Here is a 15,309-nt window from a genome sequence, read left to right as displayed (position 1 = left end):
TATCGACCAAACCATATGATGTTGTGTCTAATGTTGAATCACAAAAGAAGAGAATAATGATGAGCCATAATTTTAAAATTGTTGATGTCACTACCAAAGATGAATTGAGCAATTATTATGATGCTATTGCTGAGTTATTTTTAGAGTCTTTCGAAAAGCCCTTGTCTAAATCTTTGTGGCAATGGGCTTACATTGACAATCCATTTGGTGATCCTATCGTTTCGATGGCTTTTGATGGTGAAAAACTGATCGGTCACTACGCTGTTGTCCCGATGAATTTAGAGTCAGAGAACGAATCTATTTTAGGTTTTTTATCAATGACCACTATGGTTGGAGTAGATTACCGAAAACACGGACTTTTCCAAGAATTAGCCGAGCGTGTCTATGAGGTGATTAATGCATTTAATCAACCAGCGATGGTGTTTGGTTTTCCAAATGAAAACTCTACTCCTGGATTTATAAGACGATTGCAGTGGGTTATTTCGGATGAGTATAGGGTGATGCAAGTTACTCCATTATCAATGGATTTTGCCATAGAAAAATTAAAAAGTGTGAATACGACTGGTGCGTTAACGCTGAATATGGAAAACCCTGATGTTCAATACTGGAGAACTCACAAACCTAGTCAAGAGTGGAATTATATCAATGGTTTAGGTGTAAAACCTTTTGATGATATTGCTGATATTATGCACATAGGTTTAAAGGGACGCTTGCAAGATTTATCCAAAGGACAAAATTACAATATTATTTTACCGATTCAAGATGATGAAAGTTTACCTGAGGGGGTGACTACATCGTTTGGTTATCGTTTTGGCTACCGTACTTTTAATATGACAAACGAACCCAACATCTTTGTACAGATGTCTATGTCGGATATATTTTAATGAAAATTTTAGCACTGACCTCGATTAGGTCTGATTATGATTTGTTAAGCCCCTTGTATCATCGACTGCATAATGATGTTGATATTGAATTGAAGTTACTAGTGGGTGGAACACATAACACTTCCATTCATGGTTATAGCGTAAAAGATATTCATCGAGATGGTTTTGATGTGCTTCTTGAAATTGATAGTTTACTTCATAGTGATAGCGCAAAATCCAGACTTAAAAGTGCATCCATTTTATTGCTATCAGCGGTTGATGCTGTTGCGGCATTTTCGCCTGATTTAATTATTTATGCTGGTGATAGAGAAGATGTGATGGTGGGCGCATTACTTGGGGGATACTTATCCATTCCCACTTTACATTTTTATGGGGGGGATCATGCTTGTGATGGATATATCGACAACCCCATTCGCCATGCGGTAAGCAAGTTATCGACGGTACACTTTGTCAGCACAGAGGTGCACCAAGCACGTTTATTGGCATTAAAAGAACCTGCTAATCGCATTTTTAATGTGGGAAGCATTGCGCTCGATAAGTTTAAAGCAGTTGCGCCAATTGAGGGAATAAAAGAGTGTATTGCTGGTAAAGCCGTCGATAAACCCGCTGCGCTGGTTATTTTCCATCCTATAAAGAGTGAGGTGCTAAAAGCTCCCCAGATTATTAACGATATGCTGATGACGTTAATAAAAAATGGCTATCATTGCTTTATAGGTGCCCCTAATAGTGACCCAGGGAATGCGTTAATTGTTTCAACATTGTCAGACTTAGCTGCAAAAAATACTGCAATAACACTGTATGGAAATTTACCCCGGGATGAATTTGTTAGCCTTTTTAAGGCATGTAACCTCATTGTGGGTAACTCGTCGGCTGGGTTGCTTGAGTCAGCAAGTATCCCAATCCCTTGTTTAAATGTTGGCTTACGTCAAAGAGGCCGAGATTGTTCAGATAATGTTGTGTTTGTAGACTCCTCCGTAGAAGCTATTCAAACAGGGTTAAATGAAATAGCTTCAGCTGATTTTGTGGCTAAAATGAACCAAGTCACTAATATTTATGGTGATGGTAATTCTGCGAAAAAAGCCCATGAACTAATTAACACTATTGATTTTAAATCGCTTATCAATAAGCCTGAGGACCCTTTATATGTCTAATAAAAGCGTGTTAGTGGTGGCCCCTCATGCTGATGATGAATCACTTGGTTGTGGTGGAACATTATTAAAGCACAAACAAAATGGTGATGAAATTCATTGGTTAATCGTCACTAATATGTCTTCTGATTCAGGTTATTCTGAGCAGGCCATTTTAAAACGGCAACATGAAGTCGCGGCGGTAACAAAGCAATATGGTTTTAAATCTGTTCATCAGTTAGCGTTCTCGCCAGCATTTTTAGACACTGAATCAAAAAGTAATTTAGTTAGCGCTTTTTCATCGATTATTAATCAGGTAAAACCTCAAATTGTCTATAGCCCATTTCGCAATGATGTTCATAGTGATCATGAGGTTGTATTTGATATTGTTGCATCTACCACCAAATCTTTTAGATACCCCTTCATTGAAAAAATATTAGCTTACGAGACATTATCTGAAACCGATTTTAATATTAAGCCGGGTAATGCGATATTTAGCCCTAATGTTTTTGTGGATATATCTGAGTTTGTAGAGAAAAAAATAGCCATTTTATCGTTATATACATCTGAGTTAGGTGAATTTCCATTTCCACGTAGCTTAACAGCAGTCAAATCTTTAGGGCACATTCGAGGTGTTCAGGCAGGATGTGAGTCTGCAGAAGCGTTTATGTTGCTAAAAGAGATAATCAAATGAAGCAAACATTGGTGATAGCTGAAGCGGGTGTCAATCATAATGGTTCACTTAATATGGCGTTAAAGCTAGTTGATGCAGCAGTTAAAGCTGGGGTTGATATTGTTAAATTTCAGACCTTTAAAGCAAAAAATTTGGTAACTCAGTCTGCAAGTAAGGCGCAATATCAAATAAAATCAACTGGAGCTGAAGAGTCACAATTGAGTATGTTGACCCGTTTAGAGTTAAGCCATGACGAACATTTTCAGCTACTCGAATACTGCAGAAGCCAAAATATTGAGTTCTTATCAACGGCATTTGATTTTGAAAGCTTAGATTTTTTGGTTAATCAAATCAGAGTGAGCCGTTTAAAAATCCCCTCAGGTGAACTAACTAATAGTCCGTTTGTGTTGGCTCATGCGCGAACAGGATTGAACATTATTTTATCAACCGGTATGGCCACGCTGGCAGAGGTTAAGCATGCTTTAGCGGTTATTGCATTTGGGTATACCGAGTCCAACAATGCCGCTCCATCACAGGAGGCATTTGAAAAGGCTTTTCAATCTGAAGCCGGTCAGCGAGCCTTGAAAGATAATGTCATTCTTTTGCACTGTACAACTGAATATCCTGCGCCTTTTAATGAAATTAATTTAAATGCGATGGACACTCTACGCGATCAATTTGGGCTAGTCGTGGGTTATTCTGATCACAGTAAAGGGATTACTATTCCTATTGCCGCGGTTGCCAAGCGTGCACAGGTTATTGAGAAACATTTTACCTTAGATTGTACATTACCCGGCCCCGATCATCCGGCGTCGATAGAGCCAGACAAGTTATCGTTAATGGTTAGCGCTATTCGAGAGGTAGAACAAGCTCTTGGAGATGGCATCAAAATACCCACGCCATCAGAGTTAAACAATCTCCATGTCGCCAGAAAAAGTCTTGTAGCTCAAACAGACATTATCAAAGGCGAGTATTTTACTGACAATAATTTGACAATAAAACGCCCTGGTAATGGTATGTCACCCGACCATTTATGGCGCCTAACATCTGGGGAAATTGCCAGTAAAAACTACCTCGCTGGAGAGTTAATTGATGAGTAAATCATTAGTGATGATAGGAAGTGGTGGGCACGCCTGCGTGTTAATGGACTTGATTGAACAACTTGAATTGCCGCCTGTAGTCGCCTATGTCAGCCCCGATGTAAGCTTTAATAATCAAGTGTTTAACGGGATTACTCATCTGCGGCATGATGATGATATTTCACGTTTCTCACCAGATGATGTTCTGCTAGTTAATGGGGTGGGTAGCTTACCTAACCAAGCACATCGTCAAAAACTTTGTCAGTTTTATCATCAGTTAGGTTATCAGTTTGCCACAATTATTTCACCGAATTCCATTGTGTCTAAATCGGCAATATTGGCACAAGGTGTGCAAGTTATGAATAACGTAGTGATACAAGCGAATACACGAGTGAACGCTCATACCATTGTTAATACTGGTGCTATTGTTGAACATGACTGTGACATAGGGGCAAATAATCATCTTGCACCCAGAGCGACAATTTGTGGCAATGTCACCACAGGAGCAGGAGTTCATATTGGTACGAGTGCTACGGTTATTCAAGGAATCACCATTGAGCAAAATGTTATTGTCGGAGCGGGTGCTACAGTGACCCATAATATTGAGCAAAACAGTATTGTGTATGGTTTCCGATCGCAGGTTGTAAATAGGACCCAACAACATGAATAAGTATTGGAAAGATGTCGCTTTAAGCCCAGAACAGTCGATACGTGATGCACTTGAAATTATTAATCAACATGCATTGCAAGTAGCATTAGTTGTGGATGAGTCTGATGCTTTACAAGGCGTAGTGACCGATGGGGATATTCGTCGAGCGTTATTAAACAATATGACTTTGAATGTACCTGTCAGCAAAGTCATGAACCCCAATCCTATTACCGCCAATATTGACACGCCTAAACAAAAGCTTATTCGCTTGATGGAGCAAAAAAGTATTCTAGCCGTCCCCTTAATTAGCGATGAAAAGGTGGTTGGCTTACAAACATTAAAGCAAGCATTAAACCAGCCATATTATGAGAACCCAGTACTGATTATGGCTGGAGGATTTGGTACTCGGTTAAGGCCTTTAACGGATAATTGTCCTAAACCGATGTTGAAGGTAGGTAACAAGCCATTGTTAGAAATGACAATATTAAATTTTGCCAAAGCAGGCTTTGTTAATTTTTATATTTCTACCCATTTTATGCCTGAGCAAATAAAGTCATATTTTGGCGATGGTAGTCGATTAAATGTCAATATTACTTATGTTCATGAACAAAGCCCGTTAGGTACAGGTGGGGCGCTAGGTTTATTACCAAAAGATTTACCGCAACTGCCACTGATCATGATGAATGGCGATGTGCTCACAAAAGTCGACTTTCAACGTTTATTGGATTTTCATAATGAGAATCAAGCGTATGGAACAATGTGTGTGCGTGAATATGAGTATCAAATTCCTTATGGTGTGATAAATGGGCAAGGCAACACAGTGGTCAGTATGGAAGAAAAACCCACCCAACGCTTTTTTGTTAACGCAGGAATTTATGTGGTTTCTCCTGAAGTGGTGCAACAAGTTCATGCAAACCAAGTGGTGGATATGCCTAGCCTTCTGGAGGCTAACATTGAGTCAGGAAATAAAGTTTTAATGTTCCCATTGCATGAGTATTGGCTGGATATTGGCCGATTAGATGATTTCAACCGCGCTCAAGCAGATATATGTGCGCTGGGAATGAGTGAATGAAGACACTTGTTGTTATTGGGCTGGGAAATATTGCCACCCGCCACAGAAAAAATTTGCGGTATTTAATGCCAAAAGCCAAAATTTATGCAGTTTCGGCTAGTGGACGTAGGGTTAATTCTCATGTGGAGTACGCTGATGAAGTACTAAATTCTATTGAGCAAATCATCCCACTTAATCCTGACTTGGTCATTATAGCGTCTCCGGCAACTTTTCATGCAGAACATGCTATTCCGCTTATAGAAGCAAAAATTCCACTATTAATTGAAAAACCAGTGTGTACTTCGGTTGAACAAGCCACACAACTCGAACATCTCTCGCAGCAACATCAAACTCCAACTGCTGTGGGGTATTGCTTACGATTTATGCCCACGGCACAAAAGTTGAAAGCTTTACTAATTGATAATGTTATTGGTGAGGTATTTCATTGCTCTTGCAGTGTAGGGCAATATTTGCCCCATTGGCGTCCCACTAAAGATTATCGACAAACCGTATCGGCAAATGCGCACCTAGGTGGAGGAGCGCTTTTAGAGCTCAGTCACGAATTGGATTATTTACAATGGCTGTTTGGTGACTGGCAAGTAAGCCATGCCATCTTAAGGCAGTCAAAACAGCTTAATCTTCAGGTTGAAGATATTGCCGATGTAACACTTCATAATAGCAGTGGAGTTATATGCCAGTTACATATGGATTTTTTACAACAACCTGCCCAACGGCACTGTGTCATTGTTGGCTCTTTAGGGCGGATTGAATGGGACTTGATAGAAAACAGCCTGACTCAATATTCAATAGAAGGTAAAAAGCAGCATTATTGGGAACCCGAATGGGATCGGAATTTAATGTATATTGAAATGCTTAATGCATTTATTAATGTGGCAAGTGAAAACTCATCAGAGACTTTTGCGACACAAAACATCGCCTCAATTACAGCAGCAACCAACACAGTTCGCTTAATAGAGACCATTAAAAATAGTGCTCAATATGTAGGTGAAGCATGAAGGTTTATGGATTTATCTTTGCAAGAGGTGGCTCAAAGGGGTTACCTAAAAAAAATATTAAACCTCTATGTGGTAAGCCGCTGATCAAATACGCTATTGACTGTGCGCTAGCAACCCCAATGATAGACGCTGTATTTGTCTCGACTGAAGATGCTGAAATAGCGCAGATTTCAAAAGATGCAGGCGCTATTGTGATAGACCGTCCAGCCGAATTGGCATCAGATACCTGTGCAGAGTGGCTATCTTGGCAACATGCCTGCCAATGGGTATTACGACATTATGGTGAATTTGATTATTTTGTTAGCTTACCTGCGACCAGCCCACTTAGACATGTTGATGATATTGTTGCATCGGTTGACGCGTTATCAACCCCAAATGAAATGACATTTGATGCATGTATTTCAGTGACCCCAGCTAATAGAAGTCCATTTTTTAATATGGTGACTCGAGATGCAGATGGCGAAGTGAATATCGTCAATCAGCATCAAGGCTTGTTTGCAAGGCGACAGGATGTGCCAGACGTGTATGACATCACTACAGTGGTCTATAGCACCACACCGTCTTACGTGTTAACACATGATAATTTGTTTGCAGGAAAGCTCACAAGTATAGAAGTGCCTAAAGCTCGTGCTATCGATATAGATGATATTTATGATTTTCTGCTAGCCGAAGCCATTTTACAGCATCAAGGTGATGAATTATGTTGAAAAATAAAACCATTCTTGTTGTTGGTGCAGCAGGCTTGTTGGGGAGTAAAGTGATTAATGCGCTTTTGCAAGCGAATGCTCAAGTGATTGCAACTGACATCAACTTAACGGGGTTGCAGCAACAATTTGATACCGGTAAAAATCAAAACATTACTCTAGTGTCCTTAGATATCAATAATGAAGCAGAAGTGAAGCGTTTTTTTGAGCAGCAGCCTCAATTAGAGGGTGTGGTTAATTGTGCTTACCCTCGCAATAAACATTACGGCAAATCATTTTTTGACGTGAGTTTATCTAGCTTTAATGACAACGTGGCGATGCATTTAGGGAGCTCATTTATCATTATGCAGCAAAGTGCCGCGCTGTTTTTACGCCAGCAAAGCCCTATGTCTATTGTCAATGTGTCTTCTATTTATGGGGTTGTTGCACCAGATTTTGATATTTATGAAGGAACCCCTATGACTATGCCGGTTGAATATGCTGCGATAAAATCTGCCATTGTTCATTTAAATAAATATGTAAGTTCATTTATCAAAGATAGCCGTTTCAGAGTAAATAGTATCAGCCCTGGAGGATTGTTTAATCATCAACCACAAGCCTTTTTAGATAAATATCAACAACGGACTATGGGGACGGGGATGTTATCTGCCGATGACATGACCGGAAGTGTATTGTTTTTGTTATCAGATCAGTCTAAATACATGACCGGACAAAACTTAATAATTGACGATGGTTTTACGCTATAAATATGATCAATAAAATAACATTTTGGCTAACCAGTAAAAGAATAGGGCCTGATATCCCGTTAACTCATTGGTTGCTACATTCTAGAAGACTAGGACAATGGCTGTGTCGTAAAAAGTTTGCCCAATTTGGTCAAAATAGTGAAATGCGCCATGGGAGTTATGCTGTCTGTACTGATTATATTAGCATTGGCAAAAATGTGGTTATTAGGCCGTCTAGTATGTTATTTGCCTCATCTCATGGTGCTAGTGATTGTAATATTATTATTGAAGATTATGTATTAATGGGCTCTGGTGTTCATATATACACGGCTAATCACTGTTTTTCAGACCCTAGTGTGGCTATTTATTTTCAAGGTCATGAAGGGGTAAAACCAGTAACAATATTGTCAGGTGCATGGTTAGGGGCAAATGCAATTGTATTGCCCGGAGTCACAATAGGCCGAAATAGTGTTGTAGGGGCCGGTAGTGTTGTTACAAAAGACGTGCCGGATAATACGGTGGTCGCAGGGCAACCCGCAAAATTTATTAAGCGAATAGAGCATTCGTCTTGTTAGGTGGCGTAGCTGTTTTATTTTCAATGTGCTGGCCGGATAACTTTTAAGGATATATCAGTATGTTACCTGAATCTGAAATTTTAAATGTCTTTGCTGTCAGTGCATTTGATGAGTATTACTTACCCAGTATTAATCGCAATACATTTGAAAAACTAGACTCTAAAAGTTTATTTGATAAGCATTTTAAATCATCTTTTGCGATGGAAGATACCTTACATATTATCATCGGTCTAGACTCGGGTTTGCTTGCTAATTATGTGATGGAAAATAAGCCAGCAGAAGGAAGCCATTTTATTTTTGTTGAAATTGATGAGGTATTTAAATTATTAAACATCGATATTCCATCAGAAAAAAATCATGTTCAGGTGTGCCACTTTTCTGAACTTGAAGGCTTATTGTCAGATAGTCGTTTAAGCGTTTTTTTAGCCAAAAGGCAATATTGTATTCATCGCTCACTTGCCGCCGCAGGAGATTATTTACTGCAATACTCTTTATTGGGAACCCAAGTTGATAAATTGGTCGATGACATTGTTTATCAGGAAAGTATTGGATTTTCTCAAAAGGTATTTATCCGAGAGCAATTACGTAATATTTGTGAAAACCGCTTTCAAGCCAAAGTGTTTTCGGGTCGTTTCGATAACATGACCGCTATCGTCGTTGCTGGTGGCCCCTCATTAGATGAAACCATTGGTTGGATTAAAGATAATCAGTCAAAATTAATTATTTTCGCTGTATCACGAGTCGCAGGAAAACTGTCAGAAGCAGGTATCGTACCGCACATTATCGTGTCTGTAGATCCTGAAGACTTTAGTTTTGAAGTTAATCGAGGCATGTTAGCACTAGCGGGTAAAAGCATCTTTGTTAATTCATATCACGTGAGTTCAAGATTATTGTCGCAATGGCAAGGGTTAACTTTATATATGGGCTCTCGATTACCTTGGTCACAGGTGCTTGATGGCGATAATATTCAAACAATGGGGCCGACAGTGACTAATTCAGCCGTCCATTTAGCCATTAACCTAGGGTTTAAAAAGGTATTATTAACAGGCTCAGATTTTTGTTTTTCAGCTGAGGGTTTTACTCATTCAAAGGGATCCTTAGAAACGAGCCTTGGCCCCAATTTAGGTTTTATTGGTGAATGGGTTACTACATACGCAGGTCATAAGGCTGAAACAGCGGTACAGCTTAAATTAGCCGCAGAATCATTGGCTAATGATGTGGCTCAACATCCACAAGTGAGTGTTTGTAACCTGTCTAAAAACGCGACAAAAATTGATAAAATTCCATATTGTGAACATACCAGTATCGTTTTAGAAGACTGTCATCTTACCCCAGCTGACTTTCATCAAATGGTTGAGGCCATCTATTTAAATCAATCTACTGAAGATGACTTCTATCAAGTGTTAAATCAAACTACAACGGCTAACGACACTTTTAATTGGTTAGTGGCGCAAACACAGCAAGCATTATTGGCGTTACAAAAGGTCAAATCTGAAGTGCACTCAACTAGTTTGGCTGATGTTTCTACGCAAGTTGATTCCATTGAAGCTGAAATAAATCATCGTTATAGTGATTTTTCAAAGTTGATTAAGTTCTATGGTTACCTTGAATTTTCAGCTTTTTTGAGTACTAAAACCCAACAAGATTGGGATGAAGAACATATGCTGCAAATGTCATTAAGTTACTATCAAGCCTTTCACGATATCGCTAAGGATCTTGCAGCGCAAACCGCGTCAGCGATAAGTCGGATAAACAACCGTATAAATGAACGTAAAGCAAATGTGAGCTTATGTGATTTAGCTAAAACTTGGCGGGCAGACTACCAACCAGGAAGAGTACATATTTGGCAAAAGTATCACGCGAAGCCATTAGAAAAGCTATCCCCCCCTGAAACAGCAATGTTTACTGAGTTGGAAGCTGAGTTTCATCAACAGTTTATACGTCAGCCTCAGGTTTATATTGATGTCGTTAAAAACCAATCAGCTTCTAAAAAAGTATTAGAAAAAATCTTACATCTTGTTCATCACAAACATGTTGAAGGATTAGCTTATTTATCTCGTAACTTGTTACCACTGACTCAACACGATGATGATGCAAAATATCTATATAGTTTATCATCCGCTAATCAGTTGTTTCTTGAAAATAAGCCCAGCGAAGCGTTACAGGCTATTCAGCAATACAAAGGTAAGCATGATGAACATTATTTAAAGCTCACTTTACAGCTCTCTTTGACCCTTGCAAAACTTGATTTAGCCAGTGATACCTTACAAAAGTTGATTGAGTATTCAGACTTATATTTACCGTTTTATGCTCATGTCTTACGTTTACAAGGCCATTTGAATCAAGCAGTAAATATCTATCTAGATTATTTAGAAAAATACCCTAGTGATGTCACCACATGGTTGAAGCTGGGTATGTTTATGGTTGATGTAAACCAAATCGACTCCGCCTTCACTGCATTTTCTAATGCCTTAAATGCTGATCCCAATAATCAGGTAGCCCAAGACTATATTCATCAAATTGAACAAGCTTGCCAGAACGCTGAATAATAAGGTGATGAAACATATCTTTTTAGCGTGAAGGTATCGCAGCCCAGTTAGGTTTAACGTTATAATCGCGTTTTATCATTTTCTGGAGTACTTTTTTGTCTCATACCTATATTCCTTTTGAGTCCTACAAACGTAAATGGATTTTCAACCACAAAGATTTGCCTGTTAGTGATGAAGACAAGGCGCTAATTTTGCCGTTGTCTGATAAGAGTGCGATGGAAGTGTGGAATAAATGGATTAGCAATAAAAGTAGCCGTGCAGAGCAATTTGCCAAAGGGGATTGGCCTGCAAAGCAAGATGCTTGGTCTGAAACAGACCATTGGCAGTCTGCTTGGGATTCAAACGATAATGCTCTACCGGAAGCGATTACTGCTCATATTCAATGGCCTGATGATGCCAAGGTTTATTTTTGTTATGAAAAGTATCAAGTAATAGAGACTCGTTGGGATGTATTTGTTCGTCATTGGAAATGTTTTTTGTTTTTTGATGATGGCCCATTATTGGTGTCGCCAAATCATAAACAAGCATTGATGTTTGAGCAAAATGGCCAATATAAATTAGGTACGCGAGGATAATTGCCCCGTTTATTAGAGAGTATTATTAATGAAGTTTTTTCCCATTTTAGCCCTAAGCGCAACGTTACTGGTTAGCAGCACGGTAAATGCCAAAGAAGTGGCCGGTGTTGAGGTCAATGACACTCTAACCATTGAGCAACAAGCCTTAACCTTAAATGGTGCGGGTGTGCGCAGTAAGTTTTTCATGGATTTATATGTGGGTAGTTTGTACCTTGCTGAACCTCAACAAACAGCTGAACAAGTTATTGAACAGCCTGTGTCAGTGATTCGATTAAATATTACTTCAGGGATGATTACCTCTGACAAAATGATCGATGCCATTGAAGAGGGTTTTGACTTAGCCACCAAAGGTGACACCTCGGCGATTCAAACTGAAATTGATCAGTTTATGGCGCTATTTAGTGATGAAATAAAAGAGGGTGACCAATTTACCTTTATTATGAAAAAAGGTGAGGGTGTTAGCAGCTTAAAAAATAATGTTACCCAAGGTGATGTTAAAGGTGAGTTGTTCCGTCAAGCGCTTATCAATATTTGGTTAGGGGATAAGCCCGCGCAAAAAAGCCTAAGAAAAGCGATGTTAGGCCAGTAATTAAAGCAGGTTTATTTAATAAATGAAACGGCGCTTAATGCGCCGTTTTTTATGGCAGTTTATCTGAATGTAACAAGGCTAAATTAAGCTTTAAAATCGTTGCCTAAAGTGGAAATAGTAGAGGTTTTACCTTTGTCGTTATATGTCATGCTGGAGACATTGCGAGTGGCTTGTAGTGCTTGGGCAAAGCGATTCATACTGGCAATATTTAGTTCTATTAAGCTGGCATTTTGTTGGTTTAAAGACTTACATTCTTCAAGTATGGCTTTGGCTTGCTCGACTTTTTCGGAAAGTTGACTATCGCTGGATAATAAATGGCTATCAGGGTGATTAGCTAAGGCGTCATCATGACTTTTAAGGGTGTCTAGATACTGTTGTTTTTGTTGAGACAGTTTGAGTAACTGGTCTGCATCTTGTTGTTGCAGAGCTTGCTTTTCTGCAGATATGAGGGTTTTCAGCGACGACAAAACAGCGTGCTGTTGGGTTAAAAGTGTGGCGATTTCTGTCATAAATAACTCGTTATTGTTGTTTTGAATACACGTCTCTATAACGCCAATATGGCGCCTAAATAATTTCTAGACGATTAAAACAACTAACGATTACATGACAAGGTTAGTTATTTTATTCGTCTTGTAGCTTTAACTCGCCTAATTCAGCTTCAAAGCTGGCGATATTGGCCGCGAGTTTTTCTGGGTCAACTTTATAGCGACCTTCTGCAATCGCTTGCTTAATCTCGTCCACTTTTTGTTGGTTCACTTCTGGCAAGTTAGCAATTTTAGCTTGCGCACTTTGTAACTCTTGAGCCTGAGAAGTAATACTTACCGAATCTGACTTTGCCGTCGTATTCGTTGTTGAAGATGTTGCAGCAGCACTAGAACCCTTTGCATCTCGCGAAGTATTTACGGGTGATGGTGTAGCTGTTCTAAGCTTGTTTATGTCAATTGCCATGTGTGGCTCCAGCGTTAATTTTGGTTTTCCAAACAGGCTATCGGCCTAGCTGAAAAAAACTTTAGCTTATTTTACATTCTAACTTCAACTTCGCCAATGCCAATTACTGTGGCTTCTAATTCTCTGTTTGAATTAGAATTTTTGACTCGAATAGTATCGCCAATATTACCATCACGTAATGCTTCACCTACGGTTTTAATTTGCAGGTTGTGACTTTTTGCATAAATTGATACACCGTCACCTTTGCATACAAAGCATAAGTGATTACTTAAAATGGGGTTGCCTTTATTAATCCGGCGTTTGGTTTTTGTGCCAATAACGGCATTAAGATCACTGAAAAATCGACCTCTAAGACTGTATTGATCTAAGTATTCGATATTGAGCTGCTCTGGGCTGATGACACTGTCTGGTGACAGTATTTCGTTTGCCACTACCACTGGATACATAATTTCGACTCTGACAGATAAAAAGATTTGCCAAGGGTAGTCATAGTCTGGGCTATCACAACTCACTCTTACCGTATTATTGCGGCCAATCTCTCTGTCACTGGCTAATTCAACCTTAACAGGCGGGTAGCACGCGGGTGGAACAAGTCGACCACTCAGGTCTTGGGGGGTGATGATGAGTTTGGCATTGGGTTCTAATGCAATTTTTTTTCTTACCGCCTCTTCAGCCATCTCGGTGATGGTCGATATAGAGGGTACAGTGGCTTTTTCATCAGCCAATACCGCTAATGAATTGAACAATATATAGAAAAAGCAGACAAAATATAATTTCATAATAGAGATATTAGCTTGTTTTATCAGATTGCACCTATACTTAGTTGGCGCATGAAAATTAAGTTATGGATGTTTAGTTATTATTTGAACCATAAGAAATTTTTAGTCATAACCATTTTAATTTAGTGATTGTTTGCTAAGCTTTACTGACAATAAATTGACTTCAGAATTTATGTTAGTTTGCTGTAGTTGTAAAAACGCAATGCTTAACAACTATTTAGTCACTTTTATACTTAATGATGTAGCAAGTATTATGCCCATAGTTGGCGATGCTTGTGAAAAACCAACATTGCGTTTGTTAAGGCTTGAAAGTGTCAATGAATGGGGCAGCCATATCAGATTGTTTAGTTTTCTAAAGTTGGCTAAAAGCAGCTAGTATTAATTTATTCGGATAGTTTAATAAAAAAAGGCAGTGTTATGTCGAGTATCATGGAATCCGTCAACAAACGTACTCAATTGGTTGGTCAAAACCGATTAGAGTTGTTGTTGTTCAAGCTTAATGGACGTCAACGTTTTGGTATTAACGTTTTTAAAGTAAAAGAAGTATTACAATGCCCGCCATTAACCAGCTTACCTAAACTGAATCCGTTTATTAAAGGTGTGGCGCACATTCGTGGTGCGACTATTTCGGTGATTGATTTAAGCGCCGCTACAGGTGGCCGTCCGTTAACTTCAACTGAAAACTGCTTTATTATTATTTCTGAATATAACCGCAGTGTTCAGGGCTTTTTAGTGAGTTCAGTTGAACGTATTATCAATATGAATTGGGCGGCGATTATGCCACCACCACAAGGCGCTGGTCGCTTTTCATATTTAACTGCGGTCACTGAAATTGAAGGTGAGTTAGTTGAGATTTTAGATGTAGAAAAAATTCTTGATGAAATTTCACCGGTAAAAACCTCGATCAGTGATGAAGTGAATGAACAGCTCACTATTGATAGAGAGCAAAATTACCATATTATGGTCATTGATGACTCTGCGGTTGCTAGAAAGCAAATTATCCGTTCGTTAGAGTCATTAAACTTGCAAATTGATACCGCCAAAGATGGTAAAGAAGCTTTAGATAAATTAAAAGCGATAGCCAGTGAAATGGATAACGTTGCCCAAGAGATCCCGTTGATTATTTCTGATATTGAAATGCCAGAAATGGATGGTTATACCTTAACTGCAGAAGTTAGAGATGACCCTAAGCTTAAAGATATTAAAGTGGTACTTCATACTTCTTTGAGTGGGGTATTTAACCAAGCTATGGTCGAAAAAGTAGGCGCTAATGACTTTATTGCGAAGTTTAATCCTGATGAATTAGCTGCAGCAGTTAATAAACATTTGAGTTTGTAAATTACAATAATTGGGGTTATTAGTAACAACGCCATATTGCCATGATTT

17 protein-coding genes are annotated in these 15,309 nt (G+C 38.9%); 14 read left to right on the top strand and 3 right to left on the bottom strand.

What is annotated here, in order from left to right:
* The first annotated feature begins 59 nt into the window (after positions 1–59).
* The 13 genes from L2672_RS03275 to L2672_RS03215 all read left to right on the top strand — a co-directional run bounded on the left by L2672_RS03275 (position 60) and on the right by L2672_RS03215 (position 12,196).
* Positions 60–884: a GNAT family N-acetyltransferase gene (locus L2672_RS03275; RefSeq protein WP_248994413.1), complete on the top strand. Its 825-nt coding sequence runs from the start codon at positions 60–62 to the stop codon at positions 882–884.
* On the top strand, positions 884–2,035 hold the full coding sequence (gene neuC / locus L2672_RS03270; RefSeq protein WP_248994412.1) for a UDP-N-acetylglucosamine 2-epimerase: 1,152 nt from the start codon (positions 884–886) through the stop codon (positions 2,033–2,035). Before L2672_RS03275 ends, neuC begins: the two co-directional genes overlap by 1 nt.
* On the top strand, positions 2,028–2,705 hold the full coding sequence (locus tag L2672_RS03265; RefSeq protein ID WP_248994411.1) for a PIG-L deacetylase family protein: 678 nt from the start codon (positions 2,028–2,030) through the stop codon (positions 2,703–2,705). The genes neuC and L2672_RS03265 overlap by 8 nt, the downstream gene beginning before the upstream one ends.
* On the top strand, positions 2,702–3,784 hold the full coding sequence (gene neuB / locus L2672_RS03260; RefSeq protein WP_248994410.1) for an N-acetylneuraminate synthase: 1,083 nt from the start codon (positions 2,702–2,704) through the stop codon (positions 3,782–3,784). The genes L2672_RS03265 and neuB overlap by 4 nt, the downstream gene beginning before the upstream one ends.
* Positions 3,777–4,433 (top strand): acetyltransferase, encoded by a 657-nt coding sequence (locus L2672_RS03255; protein ID WP_248994409.1) that lies wholly within the window; start codon positions 3,777–3,779, stop codon positions 4,431–4,433. Before neuB ends, L2672_RS03255 begins: the two co-directional genes overlap by 8 nt.
* Complete coding sequence (locus L2672_RS03250) at positions 4,426–5,484, top strand: nucleotidyltransferase family protein (protein WP_248994408.1); 1,059 nt, start codon at positions 4,426–4,428, stop codon at positions 5,482–5,484. Before L2672_RS03255 ends, L2672_RS03250 begins: the two co-directional genes overlap by 8 nt.
* A complete protein-coding gene (locus L2672_RS03245; RefSeq protein ID WP_248994407.1) occupies positions 5,481–6,479 on the top strand; it encodes a Gfo/Idh/MocA family protein in 999 nt (332 codons plus the stop codon). Before L2672_RS03250 ends, L2672_RS03245 begins: the two co-directional genes overlap by 4 nt.
* On the top strand, positions 6,476–7,186 hold the full coding sequence (locus L2672_RS03240; protein WP_248994406.1) for an acylneuraminate cytidylyltransferase family protein: 711 nt from the start codon (positions 6,476–6,478) through the stop codon (positions 7,184–7,186). The genes L2672_RS03245 and L2672_RS03240 overlap by 4 nt, the downstream gene beginning before the upstream one ends.
* The gene (locus L2672_RS03235; protein ID WP_248994405.1) at positions 7,180–7,929 is read left to right on the top strand and encodes an oxidoreductase; all 750 of its coding nucleotides are present in this window, start codon (positions 7,180–7,182) and stop codon (positions 7,927–7,929) included. The genes L2672_RS03240 and L2672_RS03235 overlap by 7 nt, the downstream gene beginning before the upstream one ends.
* 2 nt (positions 7,930–7,931) lie before the next feature.
* Entirely contained in the window at positions 7,932–8,483 is a 552-nt protein-coding gene (locus tag L2672_RS17280) for an acyltransferase (RefSeq protein ID WP_275974945.1), read from the top strand.
* 59 nt (positions 8,484–8,542) lie between these two features.
* Positions 8,543–11,032 (top strand): 6-hydroxymethylpterin diphosphokinase MptE-like protein, encoded by a 2,490-nt coding sequence (locus L2672_RS03225; protein ID WP_248994404.1) that lies wholly within the window; start codon positions 8,543–8,545, stop codon positions 11,030–11,032.
* 95 nt (positions 11,033–11,127) lie between these two features.
* Positions 11,128–11,607, top strand: a complete 480-nt coding sequence (locus L2672_RS03220) for a DUF2947 domain-containing protein (protein ID WP_248994403.1) — start codon at positions 11,128–11,130, stop codon at positions 11,605–11,607.
* Between the two features lie 28 nt (positions 11,608–11,635).
* A complete protein-coding gene (locus L2672_RS03215) occupies positions 11,636–12,196 on the top strand; it encodes a chalcone isomerase family protein (RefSeq protein ID WP_248994402.1) in 561 nt (186 codons plus the stop codon).
* A gap of 83 nt (positions 12,197–12,279) precedes the next feature.
* Here the strand turns inward: L2672_RS03215 and L2672_RS03210 are convergent, their stop codons facing one another.
* From L2672_RS03210 to flgA, 3 genes are all read right to left on the bottom strand, one after another.
* Entirely contained in the window at positions 12,280–12,705 is a 426-nt protein-coding gene (locus tag L2672_RS03210) for a flagella synthesis protein FlgN (protein WP_248994401.1), read from the bottom strand.
* A gap of 112 nt (positions 12,706–12,817) precedes the next feature.
* Positions 12,818–13,144 (bottom strand): flagellar biosynthesis anti-sigma factor FlgM, encoded by a 327-nt coding sequence (flgM, locus tag L2672_RS03205; protein WP_248994400.1) that lies wholly within the window; start codon positions 13,142–13,144, stop codon positions 12,818–12,820.
* Between the two features lie 71 nt (positions 13,145–13,215).
* Positions 13,216–13,923, bottom strand: coding sequence for a flagellar basal body P-ring formation chaperone FlgA (flgA, locus tag L2672_RS03200; RefSeq protein WP_248994399.1), 708 nt, complete (start codon positions 13,921–13,923; stop codon positions 13,216–13,218).
* Positions 13,924–14,340: 417 nt separating this feature from the next.
* Between flgA and L2672_RS03195 the strand changes: the two genes are divergently transcribed.
* Positions 14,341–15,261: a chemotaxis protein CheV gene (locus tag L2672_RS03195; protein WP_248994398.1), complete on the top strand. Its 921-nt coding sequence runs from the start codon at positions 14,341–14,343 to the stop codon at positions 15,259–15,261.
* Positions 15,262–15,309: the final 48 nt, after the last annotated feature.

The organism is Shewanella gaetbuli, from assembly GCF_023284065.1.
In the GTDB taxonomy this organism is placed as follows: Bacteria; Pseudomonadota; Gammaproteobacteria; order Enterobacterales; family Shewanellaceae; genus Shewanella; species Shewanella gaetbuli.
This window is presented reverse-complemented; position numbering and strand designations above follow the sequence as displayed.